We start from the raw sequence: 17,660 nt of genomic DNA on the forward strand, positions 1-17,660 counted from the left end.
CGATCTAAAGTCGGTAGAACCGGGCGGCGTTGTCATGGAACAGCGCGAGCCGCTCCTCGTGCGGGTGGGCGATCGTAATTTCCTTGAAGGCGTTCAAAATGGCGTCGAAGCTCGAGAACAGCTTGTCGACGGGGAAGTTCGTCGCGAACATCGAGCGGCCGACGCCGAAGGCTGCGATCGCCTCCTCGACATAAGGACGGATCGAGAACGTGGTCCAAGTCCAGTCGCCCATGCCGAGGCCCGAGATCCAGGCGACGTTCGGCGCTTGCGCTAACTGGTGCATGCCTTTTTTCCAGGCGCCAAAATGCTCGGCGCCGTCGACCTGCATGCCGGTGTGATTGAGAATGATCTGCACGTCGGGAAAGTCGCGCGCCAGTTCGAGGAACTCGCTCATCTGCGGATAGTAGAGCTGCGGGTCGAAGCTCAGCCCGCGCTTCGCCAGCTCCCGGAAGCCGCGCCGCCATTCGGGCGTACGACTGACCTCCGGCCGCGCCAGATAGGTCTCGGCGGGGTCGGGATGATAATTCATCGGCTGCCGCAACCGCGGAAGTTCGGATATTCCCTGCCGGCGCTACCCAAGCTTTGGGTTGAACTCGGCTCCATCCTGTATCTCCTTCCGGGACCACTGTGCGACCGATTGACATTCGGCTCAATTTTCGTTTCTTAACATTCTGTGTAGCTGAGCTTAACTGACGAGGACGAGGTCAGACATCAAGTTCAATTCGATGACGCATTTCGAGGCAGTCGCGCGGCTCGGCGGCGTGGCAAAGGCCGCTCAGGAATTGCAGGTGACACCTTCGGCGGTTAGCCAGCAGCTGCGGCTGCTCGAACACCAACTCGGGGTGCGGCTTTTTCAGCGCGAAAAGCGCCATCTCTCGCTCACGATCGACGGTGAGCGGCTCTTCCAGACCACGACCCAGGCTTTCGAATCCATACGCGAGGTGCGTAATGCCATTGTGCGGCAGCGCGAAAGCTTCCAGCTTAGCCTGCGCGTCAGTCCTTCCTTCGGCGAGAAATGGCTGGCGCCGCGGTTGGCCGAGTTCAGCAAGGGCTATCCGAGCTGGAATTTGCGCGTCGACGCCACGCCCAATTTCTCGGATTTCGAAACGGAGGTCATCGATCTCGATCTTCGTTATGGCGACGGCGGCTGGGCCGGCCTTTATTCGGATTGCGTCGTCAACGATCTGATCCTGCCGATGTGCTCGCCTTCCTATCTTGCTGAACTGCGCGCGATCTCACCGGATCCGCGCGAGCAGCTTCGCCATGCGCGGTTGATCGACAGTGTGAAGGCCTATTTCCGGTGGGATTATTGGCTGCCGTGCAACGGTATCCAGGGCGCCCGCATGACGTATCCCTATCGTTTCGACCGTTCGTCAATGTCGGTTCAACTGGCGAAGGACGGTGCAGGTGTGGTCCTGGAAAGCACATCCATCGCATTCGAGGACCTGGTGTCGGGTTCTCTGGTTCCGGTCTCGATAGAGTTCGAGGTCATCGAGTTTCCGGGATACTGGCTGGTCTGTCCTTCGCGGCATATGAACCGGCGCGCGGTTCGCCTGTTTTCGGACTGGGTGTCACGCGTGGGTAAGCGCGACACCGATCTGGCTCGCCGGTTTCTGGCGGATAAGCAACTGCGCATATCGTTCGAACGACGGCCTCATTTCGGGGCACGGGATGACAAAGCGGCGCCAATGGCGTGAACAGTTCGGCGTTCAAGACATGGCAAGACGAAGATTGACAGCACGTTGCGGTTGAGGAGCTGGCAAAACGCAGGCTGTGTGCAAGCGAATGGGTTGGCCCCGCTTTTCATTTTCCGCGTAGCCTGTGCCTGTGGCTGCCCGCGCCACAAGGCGTTGGTGCACAAATGTGGCATTAGGCACAATCAGCTCTTTGATGCCGCCTGCTATGTCGGCCTTGCCGGGCAGCGAACGGACTCCGGGCGTGCGCACGCCGTCATGCGGTTGAGAACGGCGCAGCCGATGGCGACCTCAGTCTGCTGAGCCGAAAGGAGCGGGCTCGCAGGCGACGTCCGATCAGCCCCTTGTAGCGCCCGACGGCGGTCTCGATCAGGGCGCGCTTGCCATAGCCGGTGGACGCCTGCCAATTCAGCCTTCCATCATTGGCGATCGCCGTGATGTGACCGTCCCTTTGACCGGGTGGTCCGGTGTCATCACTCTCCACGGCCGTTGAACGTGGCGGGATGACTATCCTTGCGGTGACGCTGTGTTGCAGCACCGCGCAGTAGGTGGGACCGCCATCATATGCTCCGTCGGCCGTGAATTGGTCGATCTCTGCGTCGATCCGGTCGAGCAGCGGCTTCACCTGCGAGGGATCGTCGCCGTCCTGGTCGGTCAGACAATGGGCGATGATCTCGCCGCTGTCGGCATTGAGAACCAAATGCAGCTTGCGCCAGGTCCGGCGTGATCTGGCACCGTGCTTGTCTTCCAGCCATTGGCCGGCGCCGTAGACTTTCATCCGGTGCTATCGATCAGCACATGCAGCGGACCGTCCTCGGATGCCGCTGCCGCTTGGCCGATGGTTCCCATATCTGCGCCCGGCGGCTTAGCGTCGTGTGATCGGGAACCGGTAGATCAAGCCCCATCAGATCGAGCAGCGAGGTCGCCAATCCCTCGCTCTGGCGCAGACGAAGCCCGAAGACGCATCCCAGTGTCAAGACCGCCTCGATGGCGAGATCGGAATAGCGGGGCTGGCCGCCGCGGGTCGTTCTTCGCGGCGCATGCCACCTGGCCAAGGCTTCTTCTGTCAACCACAGCGTCAGACTGCCGCGCCGCCGAAGGCCCGCCTCGTATTCCGGCCAGTTTGTCACCTTGAATTTCATCTTCGCGACTCGGTGACGGCGGCTGGCATTGTGTTTGTAGGGCATCGGGCGAAGATCATGTCGTTGGCGATCTCGCCTGCCTATCGGCAAACCCTTGAAAAATATTCCACGCACCAACGCTCGACAAGCACCTTTCTTGAAACATTTCCCGAACGACCCGCAGCGCAAAGCCTCCCCATGAGAAAAGAGCTTCCCATGTCTTTCACGCCATTGATTGACCCCGAGATCAAGGCCCGCCACCCGGATTTTCATCTGATCAGCATTGTGGTGCGGAACGCTGGAATCGACGTGCCGGATGCACAGGCGTTGAACGACACGATTGCGGCGGCGGAACAGGCAGCGCTTCGCGATGACGCCCAAAGGGACGCGCGTCTTGCGGCGTGGGCCGTTGCCTACGAGGCTTTCGGCACAAAGGCCAATCGAACGCCGTGCTCGGCCGCCGCGCTTCTCAAGCGGGTGCGGAAAGATGGCTCTCTCCCGCGGATATCCCCACTGGTTGATGCCTACAATGCCGTCAGCGTGTTGTATGGCGTTCCGATTGGCGGGGAAGATCTCGATCTCTACCAGGGGGTCCCGAGACTTTTAATTGCGAAGGGAGCGGAGCCATTCGACACGATCCAGCAAGGTGAAATGGTAACCGAGCATCCTGAACCGGGCGAAGTCATCTGGTGCGATGATGCCGGTGTCACGTGCCGCCGCTGGAACTGGCGGCAGGGGCGGCGCACCATGGTCACGGTCGATACCCGCGCCATGTGGCTCGTGCTGGAAGCCCTCGGCCCAATGTCAGCTAAACAGATGACGGCCACCGGAGAGCATCTGATGGGACTTATCCAAGCGTTGTGCCCGGGTGCGCGAATCGAAACAGCGCGGATCGACGAATCCACTACATCTCGTGTCCCTTAGGGCATGGCCCCACCGAGAAACACCCCACTCAGCCCTGTCCGGATCTGGCGCTCCTTGCTCGCTCCGCTGGCCTACACAGTTGATTGCGAACGACCCAGAACGGCTCTCGAAAACGAGCGTCGAACGAAATCAGATCACCGTTTGTTCTCCCTTAGCGTTGTTTGGCGTACTTTTATCGCGATGCCCTCTTGTGGGCCGTGCCATAACGCAGTTGATGATCATGCCTGACTACGAAGCGTCGGCCGCCGATAGTCTGGATACAGCGCTCGCTGTGCTCGATGAGGTATTGTTATCGCCTGAGATCTGACCACCTCATCCCAGCGGACAAAACGGGGCAGGGAGGGGGGCTTTTCAGAGCCCGGACGCCTTGGTGAGATTGACGCGGAAACGATCGCGCCGGCGCTGATACTTTCGCGTCATCTCGGCCGAGGCGTGACCGAGCTGCTTTTGCACATAGCGCTCGTCGACCTCGGCCGAGGACGCGAGGCCGGCGCGCAGCGAATGGCCAGCAAACTTTTGACCGCGTTCGCCCTCCGACAGATCGCCACGCACGCCGGCGGCGAGCGCCGTGCGCTTGACCAGCCGCGCAACTTCCTGGTCGTTAAGCCGATCGGCGCCGACTCTTTTGCCTTGCCCTATTACCCTTCGGAACAAAGGGCCATGGCCGATCCGCGCCAGCTTCAGCCAGGTTTGCAGCGCGACCACCGGGCAGGTGGCGTCGGAGGAGCCGCGGCCGATTTCGACCTCGCGCCAGCCGGTTTTGCCGCGCAGGGTCACCAGCACGCCCTTGTCAGGAAAAAACTCAATCCAGCCAGAAGAATCCTCGGTCTGGTCGCGACCAATGTCGAGCCCGACGATTTCGGAGCGCCGCAGCCCACCGGCAAAACCCAAAAGCAGCATGGCGCGGTCGCGCAGCCCGCGCAGCGTGCCGCGGTCGAGGGTTTCGAGCATGGCGATCAGATCCTCGGGCAGGATCGCTTCCTTCTGCCGGGGCGGGGAGGCGTGGGTGTTGCGAACGCCAGCCATCACCGTGGCGATATGCCGGTCCTTGCGGTCCAGCGGCTGGCCGCGCTGGGCAAAATTCCAGGAGAGCGACGAAAGCCGGCGCTCGATGGTGGAAACGGTGTTGGGCTTTTTGTCGCCAGTGGCCGTACCTGACGCGCAGGCGGCGATATAGAGCCCGACGACCTGAGGATCGGGCGGGAACATCTCGATGCCTTGGCGCCGGCACCAGCTCGAAAAATGCTTCCAGTCGGCTGCGTAGGCGCGGCGCGTGTTGGCCGAACTCGCCGCCTCGATATAATCGCGCGCGCGGCCGGCGAGCGCCTCAAGATGCGCAGGCAGGCTGGGATTGGCAATGGCTGGAAGGGGAGGGGACGAGGCTAGGTCGGCATCGCCCATCTGCATGACGATATCGATGATGTCGGGCATGTCGTCCTCGCCGGAAGCAGCCGATGATCGTTGCGCGTCGCCAGCCATGCTCATGCCGCTTCGATATCCGTTTGGGAGAAGTCTTTGCCGACGAAAAGCAGCGGTTCATCCGCACGCTTTGCCAAAGCATAGGAGAGGCAATCGGCAAAATTCAGCGCCGCCGGGTGGTGGCCCTTGCCGTAGGTCAGCCAACCTTGGGTCGCCAGATCAACCAATTCGGAGTCGACAGGAATGATGTCGGCCTCGATTTTGCGCAGCCAAAGATCGATCTCGGCCAATGCGTGTTCGCCGCGCCTGCTGACCAGCACCATGCGTGCCTCGAGCACGCAGGTTGCCGGGACCAGACGGATTGGGTCGGAGACCAGCGCTCGTTCCAGCCGTGCTGCCTCAGGCTCGCTCCGAAGGATCGCTACAACGGCTGAGGTGTCGATCACCATCAGTTAGGGATTCCATGCTCGTCGTACCCGATGATCTCGTCGTCGCTGCGACTATCCAGTTCAGGCAATCGTGCCACTCTTTCTCGGATGGCGCGCAATTCTGCCAGCAGCCGCTCCTGAGCGGTCTCTCCAAAGCCCAAGCGATGCAAGCGCTCGCTCAGGGCCTGATGAATGGCTGCCGTCTTGCTGATACCCTGGCGGCGCGCGAGTTCGTCGGCGAGAGCCACGGTGGCCGGATTTTTGATGTTCAGGGACACGAAAGACTCCAAAATTCTACCTTTCTGGCCAATTCTACCATGGACCCCTAGCCTCGTAAACAACGAATGATAATGCAACATTTCGTTTTGTCAGTACGACAGGCGCAGCGCTTGTTGTCCATTTCTGTTGCCATAAGCGCCGCCATGATTCATCGTGCTGTCGATGATTCTGCGTCCTAAACCCTCTCCGCGCCACGACGCCACGCTTGTTGGTGCCCCTTCGATCGCGCCGATGGCAACGGTGCCGGCCTGGCTACGTCGGGCGGTTCCTGATGCGCAAAGCCTTGCGGGAAAAGGCGTTGAGGACGTCGCGCTCGCCGCCGGCGCCACCATCGGCGCGCTCGATGCGGTGGTCCGCCGGCAAGAGCGATGGGCCGGCGCCTGGCGGCAGCGGCTGGCACTTTCGGCGGCCGCGGCAACGGCAAAGCAGGCGGGTCGCGTCGAGGACGAAGCGGCCTTGCGCGATGCCGTATTGCTTACAAGACCGGGCGACAATGTCGGTCCCGCCGGCCTTTTCCTTCTTGCTTGGCGGCGTCTGGCATCTCGGCCAGCGGACGATCTGCTGACGGAGAGAAATGTCGCGGCGGTGCTGGAAGATCTAGGTCTCACACTCAACGATGAGGCGGTCAGCGATCTGATGGACGATCTGCGACAGCTTGCCGCCAACACCGGCACGGTCGAAACGCTGGTCGGGGCCTTCGCGGCCGCGGAGCGTTACGGCTTCCGGCGCGTTTTCGGAGCCTGGGTTGCCGATGTCTTGCTCGCGCAGCGGCTAGGCTGGACACATGCAATCCCTTTGTTGGGCGCCGAAGCGACCTTAGTTGTGGGTACGGGCCGGGCGCGTCGACCAGGGACTGCCGCTCTGGCTGCCGGCGCCGAAACGGAAGCGGATTGGGCTAAAAGCCTGCTGGCCGCACAGGCGCGCGCTGCGCTGCGCGCCATTGATCTTTTCGCCGAACTTGAGCGCCGCGCGGATCGGCTGCTTGCGGTCGCGCCGAAACTCAGGGCCAAGGCGGCGGACGTCGTCGTGGAAAAGCTGCTCTCTGACGACGCGATCGTCGCTTCGGAACAAATCGCCGGCATGAGCGATCGCGGCCTGCGCCGCCTGTTCGACCGGCTGGTCGAGCTCGGTGCCGTGCGTGAATTGTCCGGCCGCGCCACCTTCCGCATCTACGGGCTGTGAAGACAATGGCGGAGAGTGCACGTAGGCGAGGAGGGAGCCAGCCAGATGACCGTCGATCAGCTGACCAGCTGTTTGACCGGGAACTGGATCATCTGCCGCCGGAAGCGCGTTGGCGTGAATGGATGCACCGAGTCGAAGCAACGATCTTCGCCGCTAGCGAGCCGGTCGACCGCGAAATGCTCGCCCGCATCGTCGGGAAAAGCTGCAGCATTGATCTTCTCATCGACGACATCCGCGAGGAGCTGCGCGGCCGCCCTTACGATCTGGTTTCGGTCGCCGGCGGCTGGAAACATTTGACCCGGCCTGCCTATGCAGACGCCATCCGCACTGCTGTAGGTGGAAGTGGGAAGACGGCCGACCTCACGCAGTCAGAGGTGCTCGTGCTTATGTGCATCGGCTACTTTCAACCGATCACCCGCGCCGAGCTGTCGTCTTTCTTCGGCAAGGAGATCAGTCGCGATTTTATTGGTCATCTGCGCGGTGCCGGCCTGATCGCTTCCGGTCCGCGCAGCCCAACGCCGGGCGCGCCCTACACCTATGTGACGACGAAAGAATTCCTGCTGGAGTTCGGGCTCGACACGCTGCGCGACCTGCCGGATTTCGAGGCGCTTGAGGATGCCGGGCTGCTGTCGAAGGAGAAGTTGCTGGGCGGTGACATCGTGCCAGACTTTGCCGTCGGCCCAGAGGGTGTCGGAGGCGAACTCGACGAATAGCCGCAGCTTATTGTTTGTGAGGCTTTTCCGAAATTCGTAGCATATTTCTGACGTCTCAACCGTGATCTCGTCAGAAATAGGACTAGAGCACGTCCTGTGATCGATGAATCGATTGTGATGTGACGGCTGCGTTTTGTGCTGATTCAACATCCACCTCGATGGAGGTGGACGATGGGAAGAGCATTGAGCGGTGATCTTCGGTCGCGGGTCTTGAAGGCTTCGGACGAGGGCATGTCGGCGCGGCAAGCGGCGGCGCGGTTCGGCGTGGGAGTGTCCAGCGCGATCCGCTGGATTGCGCGGGCGAAGATCGGCGAACTGGCGCCACGCCCGCAGGGCCGCCGCCGCGCCTCCAGCCTCGATGCGCATGAAGCCTTCATCGTCGGGCTGATCGAGGAGCGCAAGGACATCACGCTGAACGAGATGGTGGAGCGGCTCGTCGCCGAGCAGTCAGTGCGGATCAGCCGCAGCGCCTTGAGCGCCTGGCTTCGCGGTCACGGCTGGACATTCAAAAAAAGTCCGCGCACGCACTGGAGCAGGGTCGCCTCGACATCCTGAAGCGGCGCCGGGACTGGTTCGACGGCCAGCTCGATCTTGATCCGGCGAAGCTCGTGTTCATCGATGAGACTGGCCTCTCCACAAAGATGGCCCGCCTGCGTGGAAGAGCGCCGCGCGGCGAGCGCTGCCGGGCCGGCGTGCCGCATGGCCACTGGAAGACCACGACCTTCACCGGAGCGCTGCGGCTGACGGGCATGACTGCGCCCTTCGTCTACGACCGCGCCATGAACGGCAACGTGTTCCTGGCCTATGTCGAGCAGGTGCTGGTCCCTACATTGTCGGAGGGCGACGTAGTCGTCATGGACAACCTGCCCGCCCACAAGGCCGCCGGCGTGCGCGACGCGATTGAGGCCGCAGGTGCGAGCCTGCTCTACTTGCCGCCCTACAGTCCCGACTTCAATCCTATTGAGAACGCCTTCGCCAAACTCAAGGCGCTGCTGCGAGCAAAGGCCGAGAGAACCATCAAGGCTCTCTGGGACGCGGTCGGCGCGGTCGTCGACCTCTTCACCCCAGCCGAATGCGCCAACTACTTCAAAGCCGCAGGATATGAACCTGATTAAACAGGACGTGCTCTAGATTGTTCGGACAAAGTCCCCAGCGTTAACCCGCCAACGCCCGAAGCGCGAGTTGTCGCGGAGCCTCAACAGGTTTCCTAGGTTAGATCGACGCGACTGACAGGTGGTTTGGAGCGTCGGCGCATGTCCCAATCACAGAGGCGTGGGGCACGTTGGACAGGTTGACCTGGCTTCGCTCAAGGTGCTCACTCCAACGACGGGGAGGGGACACGGCATTTGACCGGCCTGCGATCACTGATGCGCATGATCGCGTTTACAGGGACAGCAGGCGCAGCCGTGTTGGCCGGAGCGGAAGAGCTATCACAAGAGTTGCTCGCTATGCCGGGACAAGCTTCTTGACCTCGATCTCAGCCGAATTCGGCATGTCATCGGCTTCGTACTTGCGGACCCTGGCGATGATGTCCTTGGCGCGCGTGATCTTATCGTTGCGCCATTGGGCCACTTCGTTCGCCGACAGGTTGTCGAACACTTTGAAGAAGTAGTCCTTCTGGGTGTAGCAGCCATAAAAGCCCAGGCCGACGATCCATTTTTCGAGGCCGTACGAATCGTAGACATAGCCGGCTTCTGCGTTCCAGAATTTGACGAGGCGGACGGTTGGCTTGATCAAATAGGAATTGTTGCCGTTGACAGTCTCGAGCGTGCTGTTGAAATCGTTCGGGTTCGTGCTCTGCCACTCATCGGGACCCTTGGGGATCTGATACGTCGTGCCCCACGAGAACAAGGCGGGCACTAGGTCGAACTTGATATGGTTGAGCTCCAGCACCACCGTGGGGCTCGATTGGTAGAGTTCGGAGTTGGCGTATTTCTGCTCGGCGAACTTACGCAGTCGGGTGAGGTAGGTCTGTGGGTTCAGTCCGCCTTTTTCAAAAACGATCATGTAGTCAACGTCCGAGTGCGCATCCATCTTGCGGGGAAGGATCGTGCCACGGGTGTGCGAGCCGAACCGGAAATGCGACGTTAGGCCATCACCGGCGACCGTGAAATAACTGGCCAGCCGGGAGCTCAAGGTCGTGACCGAGGTCGCGATCGAGGCCTTCTCGTCGGCCGAGAGCACCGCGTCGCTTGCACGGGATATGAGGTAGCTATTGACCGTCATTGGTGGAACCTTTGTCGACCGCGTGCTTGGCTTCGCCGGCGTTAATGCCGTCGCGGGCCTCTTAAAATCGCGGTCTGAAAAAGCAGGGCTTGCCTGGTTCAGTTCATCGCGCCGCGTGGTGAAGCCTTTCAGGGCGGTCAGCACGGTTTCGGCATCGGGAGTGTTGTGGAGTTCGACCTCGCGGAAAACGCGGGAATTGTTGCGTAGCGCCAGGTACTGGTCGCCCGAACTCTTGTGGTCAGCCGACTTCTCACCGGGTTTCAGGAACGTCATCAGCGACGTGAGGACGGCAACGCAAAGCGCCATGGACCCCGCGACGACAGGATAGTCCTTGAAAAAAGCAGCGCCCGCTGCGGTGCTGAGGATCACCGAGGGAATGCCGAAGACATAGTTCCACACCGCCCAGCGCGCTGAAGCGTTGAAGTGCGCTTTGCCGGAATGAATACAATCTTCTTCCATGCGGAGAAGTTCGTCTGTCACGCGTTCCCGCGTCACGTCGGACATGATGTCTCCTTTGCAGAGCAGAGAGAACTAGCACGCCTCGCATGGCCAAGCTGCGGAATTTCAATCTATCCCCGTCTTTCAGCGGGTTAGTCTGGGACGGTCTGTCGAAGCAACAGCTGCGGCTTGGTTAGGGAATACTGCTGCCGGAGGTGCTTGACGCGCCGCAGTGCCGACGTCTCTTTCCTGCGCTACTAGCTCCCGTCGGACACGGGGCTCGATGCGGCTGAGGCCATTTTCGCTTCTAGCCGAGAGGCCTTTTCCGGAGTGTCAATGTACTGAGAAAGAGCAGGTTTCGACCCGAAGATATGCCGCCAGACGATCTGGATTTCATTGTTGTGTCGGCGGACCTCGGTGCTGATCGTCGGTACGAGATGCGCATGGGCACAAATCAGCGCATCGCTCGACCGGTCCTGGCCGACGGTCATCCGGTACGCGAATTGAGCGATTGTTCGATTGAACCGGCGAACTTTGTGCTTATCCGTGACGTCGCGGTGCCGTGACAGGACGCCAAACGGCTGACGCTTGCTTGAACCGAGCACCAGCATGCGAGCGGTCAGGGGAAAGATCATCTCGATGTCACCGGAGTGATCGTAAGGGGTGCGTGCGAGCAGCGGTTTGCGCGGGTCATAGGTGCACACCGGATTGTCGGAGGTGAGGAATGGGATGTCGGTCTTGTTGTGAAGAACCTCGAAGCCAAGCCTAAAGCAGAGATCGCCGAACGTCTGGAATTCGTCCTCCATCGCGAGCAGAGTTTCTTGCGGATTGATGCCGACCGGGACTGTGTCGAACTGACCGGCGTAGCGTTCCAAGTCTGGGGGCAGTTTACCGATTTCCTCGAGCACCTTGCATTCGCTTCGCAGCTTAGCCTCCAGCATAAGCGCAATGCGATCACGGGTCGCCGGAACGCGCGTGCGCATGATCGTTTGCATGCCTTGGACATTGAAGGATAAAGCCGGTGAAAGACGACGTGCTTGAAGCGCACGGACGGTCTCCGGCCAAACGGTCTCGATCGGATTCCAGAGGTCTTCGAATCTGTGGTTTTCTTGACCGCCACCGGGGAGTTTCTGAGAGTAATAGTAGTTCTCGTACCCAGTTGCCCTCGGCTGCTTCGGCAGCGGTGCCTCTGGCGCCTCGGCCCGATAGACTTGGACGCGGCCGCGGTCATTGGCGAAGCCTTCCATATAGGTGACCGAGATGAAGTGGTGTTTTCGGTTCGTCCGTCCCGCCCCGCTGCGGACCGGATTGAAGATGCTAAATGGCCTCACATCGCCGTCGATGGGGACGTCTCCCCATTTGCCAAAATAGAAGGGTGACTGCTCCATGGTCCTGTGGTCGGGCTCCCCGGTCACTGCGCCTTGTCGGGCATGACCCTGCGGATTGGCATCCTCAGCTTCGGCTCTTCACGAAGCGCCGCGTGGCGTCCGTTTTCACCACCCGGATCGAATTGTACTGGCTGGCGAGTACCTTGTAGTCGACGATCAGCTTGCGGGCCATCAGATAGGCCAGAGCGGGGTTTATGCGCCTCGGCTCCCAGCCGTACCGCTCGGCGACCTGGCCTGTATCGTGGGGCATCAACGGGTCGTTGATCAGGTCGGCAGCGATACGCAGCGCGTCATCTTCGGGCGACCAATCCATGAAATATTTGTCGAATGTGGCAAACAGGTCCTCCTTGGGCAAGACGCGGCCGAAGCTGACGGAAACCAGATCGCGCAGCTCGTGCAGAGCGTCCTCGATGTCCTCCTCGGACGCTTCAATGGTGGCCGCCAGCTCATCTACCCCTTTCTGAGGGTGCGAGAACATTGCATCCGACGTCTCCTCAACAAAGATCTTGGCAATTGCCGTTGCGACCTTGGAGTAACCCGTCGCCGGCTGCACAGCCGCAATGGGCGCTGGGCCGAGCTGCGGCTTACGCGTCACGCCATGGATGTCGTTCACCAGATTGCGCACGCCTTCGTCTAGGCGCGTGGCATCAAGTTCTGGCGAGAGCATGCCCGACAGAAGCGGCGGCAATTCCCGTGCCGCGACACCGTAGCGAAGGGCTATGAAGCGCGCCTGCCCAGAGATGCGGCGGACCAGGCCGGCATCCATCTCCTGCTGGACCCACGGCTTCTGCATGGCGCTCGGAGTCAGCAGCACGATGAAATGCGTGCAGTTGCCCAGTCCCTCGTCGATTTTGCGGCGCAAGGAATCTCCTGAACGGATCTCCCATTCCGCCCACCAGGTATCGATTCCATCCGCCATCAGGGCGCGCGCGACCGTCTCTGCTAGCTGGCGATCGTCGAACGAGTAGCTGAGAAAGGCTTTCGGGGAGCCCTGTTGCAGGGGCAGGAACACAGTCGACGCCTGCTCATTGTCGCTCATCTTGTCCTTCACCAGCGCGAGAAGCTGCGGCGAGCCCTCAATACTGAGCCGCAAATCATCGAGGGCTTCTCCAAGGACCAGGACAGTGGGAAATTCGCCTGTATCAGGATGGCGAATGGCACTGAACCGCTCCCACAGCTGTTCCTTGATGCTCTCGATAGCCGCAGCTTCAAAATCCTTCGCAAAATCCCCCGAGTCAAACGGCCGGCCCTTGTATCGCATGCCCATAGTTGAGTCCTCGTGTTGTCCCCTGATATGAACATACGCAGAACAAATATCAAAGGGAGTCCGTTGAAAACCACGGTGGATTATGGGTCCAGTACCGGAAATCTTAGAGTTTCCGGAACACGGGTCCGGCACAGATCCAAGATCTCAACGGAGCAGATGGCGAACCTCCAGAACCAATCTTGTGAGATCGCCCGCATAGCTTTCGACCATCGCCGGTAAAAATGTTTCTCTTCTGACGCGACTAAAATCTATGGGATATCCAGCGCGCTCGCCGAGCATCGCCATGAATGACAATTGAGAACGGCCATTGCCTTCTCGGAAGGGATGGATCGCGTTCAGTTCGGCCAGGAAATGGGCCGCCTCGGTCACGAAAGCCTCAGCGGTCTCCGCTCCAATCACCGACGGAAGCGCACTGAAAAGCCGTTTCATCTCGCCGTCGATATACTCCGGAAAGCAGAACGGATTGCCAGCCTTTGCAGTTCGCACCGTGCGGTACTTGCCAGCCCAGCTGTAGACATCCTGGAACAGGTGGTGATGGACGCGGCGATAGTGGCTCGGGTCATAACGACCGCGCGGTAGCGGCTCGCCAGCGCGCAGCGTTGTCATTTCAAGCTCGAAGGCTTCAAGCAATGTGGGATCGCGCAAGCCTAGCTTGTTCTTTAGGGTCGTGGTTCCCTTATAGGCGTAGGGATCGTCGAAGGCGTCGTAACCGACCGACATCACCCGCGTGACTTGGCATCCTGATAAGCGCGGATGATCTCGGCCCGCTGATCGTCAGGCGAAAGCTTGCGCTTCTTCAGGTCCGCGAGACGCTTACGGCTGGCCGCGCTCAAGTTGATGCCTTCGACGGCTGTGATCGCCGCGAATGTGCGCTGTCCGAGGATATGGCTGGGCGCGCTAGGCGTCAGACCCTTGGTGTATTTCTTCATGCTTCCCCTATTATCGAAGGCAACACTGACCAACTAGCGGTCGAGCAGCTTACGCGCCTGTGAAATGCGGTCCTTGAGCCCGGCCTGAAAGCTTGGGTCACGTCTGCGGGTCTCAATATGAGTGGTTATCGCTGCCCGAATAATATCGGACACGGGCCGATTTTCGACGCTGGCGACCATCTCCAGGGCCTGAGCCTGCTCTTCGGATAGGCGAACAGTCATCGCTTTAGCTTGTTTCATGGCGCTGTTTTGCACCAAAACAAGCCTATTGTCAACCACCATGGTATCATGGTATCACGGTATCAATTCATGGAGGTGATGATGAGCGACATACAGAATGACGAGCACGGGCGTCCCGACCGCCCCAAGATGTTCGAGATCAAGATAGATCGCATGAATTACAAGGTCTCCGAGGCCGTTCTGACTGGAACGCAGTTGCGGCAGTTGCCGGAGCCGGACATTGGCCAGGATCGCGATCTCTTCGAGGTCGTGCCGGGCGGATCCGACGTAAAGATCGAGGCTGACGCGAAGGTCGAAATGCGCAATGGCCTGCGCTTTTTCACGGCGCCTGCGCAGATCAATCCTGGCCATGGGTGAGGGAAGGCGACGATGCTGCCAGCGATCGACCAAGACTATCTGCAGGCGCGGGCGCCGGGCCATAGCCTTTCGCTCGATGGCGGCATGGTCGCTATCATTATCCCATCCTTTCCGCTGCCGTCCGGATTCACCGCCGTCGCAGCTGATCTGCTGCTGCGGCTGTCGCCCGGGTACCCGGATGTTGCACCAGACATGTGGTGGTTTGAGCCTGCGGTGTGCCGTACGGATCGGCAGGTGATCGAGGCGACCCAGTCGCAGGAGGCCTATCTTGGCCGTACATGGCAGCGTTGGTCGCGCCACTTTCAGGCTGGACAGTGGCGGTCCGGCATCGACTCGCTCGAAAGCTACCTGACGCTCGTCAGGAAGGAACTTGACGTTGCCGGGAGGGCGCGCGCCGCATGATCACCACCTTGGTCCTCCCGGGCTCGCTCGCCGACGAGATCGCGACAGCCTCGCGCAATCCGCTTGAATGCGCAGCGGTCCTTCTTGCGCGGCGGATCGACACTGGCCCCGAGATTCGTCTTCTTGGGCGATCGCTGCACTGGGTGCCGCAGGCGGCCTATTGCGAGCAGAGTTCGCACCACATGCTGATCCGCTCCGAAGGCTATGTCGGCGCGCTCGGCGCTGCCGAAAAAGACGGTGCGGTCCCGATCTGGTTTCACACCCATCCCGGCCACGAGGGCGTACCGCTGCCCAGCCCCCACGACCGACAGGTCGACCGTGAAATCGGTGATCTCTTTCAACTGCGCAGCGGCTCTGGCGTATACGCGACGCTTATTGCGTCACCGCGCGGCGAGAGCTTTGTCTTCAGCGGCGAGATCACGCCTGAAGACGGCGATACGGCGCCGATTGACCGCGTGTGGCTGGTCGGCGATCGCTGGCGCCTTCTGCCGAGTTTCGCGAGCCAAGTCGCGACGCCAGACGCGATCTTCGATCGCAACGTGCGCGCTTTTGGCCCCGATATTCAAAGTGTGCTCGGCGATATTCGGGTTGCCATTGTCGGTGCCGGCGGCACCGGGTCGGCCGTCGCTGAACAGCTTGTTCGGCTTGGCGTGAGACATCTCCTACTGATCGACAACGATACCCTGTCGGCGAGCAACGTCACGCGCGTGTATGGGTCGACACCCCGCGAGGTCGGTCAGCCGAAAGTGGATGTGCTGGCGGCACATCTGACGCGGATCGCTCCCGAACTTCGCTGTTCAACGATCCAGGGCATGGTGACTGTCAAGCATGTTGCCCAGGCCCTTCGGGCAAGCGATCTCGTCTTCGGCTGTACCGACGACAACGCAGGCCGGCTCGTCTTGTCGCGACTGTCGACCTTCCTGTTGACTCCAGTGATTGACGTAGGCGTTCTGCTCAGCAGCGATCGTACAGGGGTGTTGACCGGCATTGACGGCCGGATAACGACGCTAACGGCCGGCGCGGCTTGTCTCGTCTGCCGCAGTCGGGTCGATATGGCACGTGCGGCCGCCGAGATGCGCACGCCCGAGGAACGGCAGCGATTGGCAGACGAGGGCTACGCGCCGGCCTTGGGCCAGGTCGAACCAGCGGTCGTTGCCTTCACGACCGCAGTCGCTGCCGCCGCAGTCAACGAACTGCTCGATCGGCTGATAGGCTACGGTCCGCCTGAGCGGCCGACCGAGACGCTGCTGAGGCTTCACGAGCGCGAGATCTCGACCAATCAGGCCGTACCTCGCCAAGGCCACTATTGTCATGTGGCCCAGGGCAAGTGGGGGGCTGGCGATGAGGAGCCGTTCCTAGGGCAGTTGTGGAGCACGGCATGAGGATTTCTTGGGGGCAATGGCTTCCGATCTGGCGCTGGCGCGTGGTCGGCGCGGCCGAGTCGGCCGACGAGGTGCCGGACCGGTTGCCGCGCAATGGTGTCGCGCTCATTCGCGACATCAATCGAACGAAGTGGATCGTCTTTGATTGCCCTTGTCGGACTGGACATCGGATCATGCTCAACGCCGATCCAAGTCGGCGGCCCTACTGGACGTTGAACCAAGTCGTTCGACTAACCATTTCTCCAAGTGTGGATTTCAAAGGAAGTCAGCGACGGTGTCATTACTTCATTCGTAACGGCAGGATTGCCTGGGCTAAGGATAGCGACCGATGACCGATAGCGGAGAGGCAGCCCAAGAGCCGCAACCAATTACGCCGCAGCCGCCGCGTGCGATCGAAAAGACACCCATGTACACGGCGATGAATGCGGCGCGCTATCAACGGCAAACGCTCATTCGCGACATCGAAAGGGATCAGCCCAAATTGATCTGCTACGTGGCCGGCAACAAGGCGGCTGTCGACCGCATCGATACGCTTGGCTTCGTCGACATGCTTCACAACACCAATCCAGGCGACCCCATCGATCTCCTGCTGCATACGCCCGGCGGCGATATTGATGCAGCCGAAAAGCTAATCACGCTGGTCAGGAGCGCAGCCGGCGAGGAAGGGCAACTAAGGGTCATCGTGCCGGATTTTGCTAAGAGCGCCGGAACATTAATGGCGCTCGGCGCCAACACGATCGTCATGAGCGACTCGTCGGAACTCGGACCGATCGATCCTCAGGTCTCATCCAAGGACGGCAACGGGTCCGACGTAGTTTATTCTGTTTTGACCTATCTGAACGCCTATGACGCGGCAAAAAAGGCGCTTCGCGAAGCACCCGACGATCTTACTGATCGGATCACCTTCGAAAAATTCGACCCCACGATCGTGCGCAAGTTCCAGTCGGTCAGGGACCGCGCGCGGTCCTTCGCCGAGAATCTGCTCAAACGGCGGGGCAAGAATTTCTCGAAAATCACCACCGAATTGATGGACGTCGCCAAATATCAGTCGCATGCTCAGATGATCGGTTGGGAAGCCGCGACCGAGATCGGTTTGACGATCGAATACATGCCAGCAACCGACGTGGTCTGGCGCAAATATTGGGCGCTTTACTGCCATTTGCGTCTGGCCATTGAGAGCGAGCAACGGATTTTCGAATCGAATTATGTGTCGCTGCTGCTTTAGGGTCGCAAAGCCCAGTGATGCGCTTGCCAGAGTTGAGCGTGCGGCA

19 protein-coding genes and 2 pseudogenes are annotated in these 17,660 nt (G+C 60.5%); 10 read left to right on the forward strand and 11 right to left on the reverse strand.

The genetic code is table 11. The annotated features are described in order from the left end of the window. Positions 1-4: 4 nt before the first annotated feature. Positions 5-561, reverse strand: a pseudogene (locus NKH29_RS28040) (amidohydrolase family protein); the annotation flags it as partial. Positions 562-725: 164 nt separating this feature from the next. Between NKH29_RS28040 and NKH29_RS28045 the strand changes: the two are divergent. Then, positions 726-1,697 carry a LysR substrate-binding domain-containing protein gene (locus tag NKH29_RS28045; RefSeq protein WP_352457357.1) on the forward strand — a complete coding sequence of 324 codons (972 nt, stop codon included), beginning with the start codon at positions 726-728 and terminating at the stop codon, positions 1,695-1,697. Positions 1,698-1,900: 203 nt separating this feature from the next. On the opposite strand, the pseudogene NKH29_RS28050 reads toward NKH29_RS28045, so the two are convergent. After that, a pseudogene (locus tag NKH29_RS28050) lies at positions 1,901-2,881 on the reverse strand (IS5 family transposase). A 12-nt stretch (positions 2,882-2,893) separates the two neighbouring features. Between NKH29_RS28050 and NKH29_RS28055 the strand changes: the two are divergent. Beyond that, complete coding sequence (locus NKH29_RS28055) at positions 2,894-3,739, forward strand: B3/B4 domain-containing protein (RefSeq protein ID WP_353001065.1); 846 nt, start codon at positions 2,894-2,896, stop codon at positions 3,737-3,739. Between the two features lie 351 nt (positions 3,740-4,090). Here NKH29_RS28055 and NKH29_RS28060 read toward each other — a convergent pair whose 3' ends face one another. From NKH29_RS28060 to NKH29_RS28070, 3 genes are read right to left on the reverse strand one after another with little or no spacing between them, the layout of a single operon-like run. Continuing rightward, positions 4,091-5,224: a site-specific integrase gene (locus NKH29_RS28060; protein ID WP_353001066.1), complete on the reverse strand. Its 1,134-nt coding sequence runs from the start codon at positions 5,222-5,224 to the stop codon at positions 4,091-4,093. After that, a complete protein-coding gene (locus tag NKH29_RS28065) occupies positions 5,221-5,607 on the reverse strand; it encodes a type II toxin-antitoxin system VapC family toxin (RefSeq protein ID WP_353001067.1) in 387 nt (128 codons plus the stop codon). The genes NKH29_RS28060 and NKH29_RS28065 overlap by 4 nt, the downstream gene beginning before the upstream one ends. Beyond that, positions 5,607-5,864 carry a type II toxin-antitoxin system VapB family antitoxin gene (locus tag NKH29_RS28070; RefSeq protein ID WP_352785150.1) on the reverse strand — a complete coding sequence of 86 codons (258 nt, stop codon included), beginning with the start codon at positions 5,862-5,864 and terminating at the stop codon, positions 5,607-5,609. Before NKH29_RS28070 ends, NKH29_RS28065 begins: the two co-directional genes overlap by 1 nt. A gap of 232 nt (positions 5,865-6,096) precedes the next feature. Between NKH29_RS28070 and NKH29_RS28075 the strand changes: the two genes are divergently transcribed. The 3 genes from NKH29_RS28075 (at position 6,097) to NKH29_RS28085 (ending at position 8,875) form a co-directional block, all read left to right on the forward strand. After that, entirely contained in the window at positions 6,097-7,047 is a 951-nt protein-coding gene (locus NKH29_RS28075) for a DUF1403 family protein (protein ID WP_353001068.1), read from the forward strand. A 5-nt stretch (positions 7,048-7,052) separates the two neighbouring features. Next, complete coding sequence (scpB, locus tag NKH29_RS28080; protein WP_353001069.1) at positions 7,053-7,760, forward strand: SMC-Scp complex subunit ScpB; 708 nt, start codon at positions 7,053-7,055, stop codon at positions 7,758-7,760. Positions 7,761-7,931: 171 nt separating this feature from the next. Further along, positions 7,932-8,875 (forward strand): IS630 family transposase gene (locus NKH29_RS28085; RefSeq protein ID WP_353001070.1). Its coding sequence is split into 2 segments (ribosomal slippage): positions 7,932-8,268 and positions 8,268-8,875, totalling 945 coding nucleotides; the frame shifts between segments, so codons are not numbered across the junction. 331 nt (positions 8,876-9,206) lie between these two features. On the opposite strand, the gene NKH29_RS28090 is transcribed toward NKH29_RS28085, so the two are convergent. The 6 genes from NKH29_RS28090 to NKH29_RS28115 all read right to left on the reverse strand — a co-directional run bounded on the left by NKH29_RS28090 (position 9,207) and on the right by NKH29_RS28115 (position 14,290). Continuing rightward, positions 9,207-10,490, reverse strand: a complete 1,284-nt coding sequence (locus tag NKH29_RS28090) for an SMODS domain-containing nucleotidyltransferase (RefSeq protein ID WP_353001071.1) — start codon at positions 10,488-10,490, stop codon at positions 9,207-9,209. A gap of 191 nt (positions 10,491-10,681) precedes the next feature. Continuing rightward, positions 10,682-11,812: a DUF4238 domain-containing protein gene (locus NKH29_RS28095; protein ID WP_353001072.1), complete on the reverse strand. Its 1,131-nt coding sequence runs from the start codon at positions 11,810-11,812 to the stop codon at positions 10,682-10,684. 64 nt (positions 11,813-11,876) lie between these two features. Next, positions 11,877-13,079, reverse strand: a complete 1,203-nt coding sequence (locus NKH29_RS28100; protein ID WP_353001073.1) for a toll/interleukin-1 receptor domain-containing protein — start codon at positions 13,077-13,079, stop codon at positions 11,877-11,879. 144 nt (positions 13,080-13,223) lie between these two features. Beyond that, the gene (locus NKH29_RS28105) at positions 13,224-13,799 is read right to left on the reverse strand and encodes a Fic/DOC family protein (protein ID WP_353001074.1); all 576 of its coding nucleotides are present in this window, start codon (positions 13,797-13,799) and stop codon (positions 13,224-13,226) included. Next, positions 13,799-14,008: a hypothetical protein gene (locus NKH29_RS28110; protein ID WP_353001075.1), complete on the reverse strand. Its 210-nt coding sequence runs from the start codon at positions 14,006-14,008 to the stop codon at positions 13,799-13,801. Before NKH29_RS28110 ends, NKH29_RS28105 begins: the two co-directional genes overlap by 1 nt. 33 nt (positions 14,009-14,041) lie before the next feature. Next, a complete protein-coding gene (locus NKH29_RS28115) occupies positions 14,042-14,290 on the reverse strand; it encodes a DUF6290 family protein (protein WP_353001076.1) in 249 nt (82 codons plus the stop codon). Between the two features lie 39 nt (positions 14,291-14,329). On the opposite strand from NKH29_RS28115, the gene NKH29_RS28120 reads away from it, so the two are divergent. The 5 genes from NKH29_RS28120 to NKH29_RS28140 are packed head-to-tail and all read left to right on the forward strand — an operon-like array spanning position 14,330 to position 17,614. Continuing rightward, positions 14,330-14,605 carry a multiubiquitin domain-containing protein gene (locus NKH29_RS28120; RefSeq protein WP_353001077.1) on the forward strand — a complete coding sequence of 92 codons (276 nt, stop codon included), beginning with the start codon at positions 14,330-14,332 and terminating at the stop codon, positions 14,603-14,605. Between the two features lie 12 nt (positions 14,606-14,617). Continuing rightward, positions 14,618-15,007 (forward strand): E2/UBC family protein, encoded by a 390-nt coding sequence (locus NKH29_RS28125; RefSeq protein WP_353001078.1) that lies wholly within the window; start codon positions 14,618-14,620, stop codon positions 15,005-15,007. Continuing rightward, on the forward strand, positions 15,004-16,389 hold the full coding sequence (locus tag NKH29_RS28130; protein ID WP_353001079.1) for a ThiF family adenylyltransferase: 1,386 nt from the start codon (positions 15,004-15,006) through the stop codon (positions 16,387-16,389). The genes NKH29_RS28125 and NKH29_RS28130 overlap by 4 nt, the downstream gene beginning before the upstream one ends. Then, positions 16,386-16,721 carry a ubiquitination-like system serine protease family protein gene (locus NKH29_RS28135; protein ID WP_353001080.1) on the forward strand — a complete coding sequence of 112 codons (336 nt, stop codon included), beginning with the start codon at positions 16,386-16,388 and terminating at the stop codon, positions 16,719-16,721. The genes NKH29_RS28130 and NKH29_RS28135 overlap by 4 nt, the downstream gene beginning before the upstream one ends. Further along, complete coding sequence (locus NKH29_RS28140; RefSeq protein ID WP_353001081.1) at positions 16,718-17,614, forward strand: SDH family Clp fold serine proteinase; 897 nt, start codon at positions 16,718-16,720, stop codon at positions 17,612-17,614. The genes NKH29_RS28135 and NKH29_RS28140 overlap by 4 nt, the downstream gene beginning before the upstream one ends. Positions 17,615-17,660: the final 46 nt, after the last annotated feature.

The sequence above is a fragment of the Mesorhizobium sp. M1295 genome (assembly GCF_040318135.1).
Taxonomy (GTDB): domain Bacteria; phylum Pseudomonadota; class Alphaproteobacteria; order Rhizobiales; family Rhizobiaceae; genus Mesorhizobium.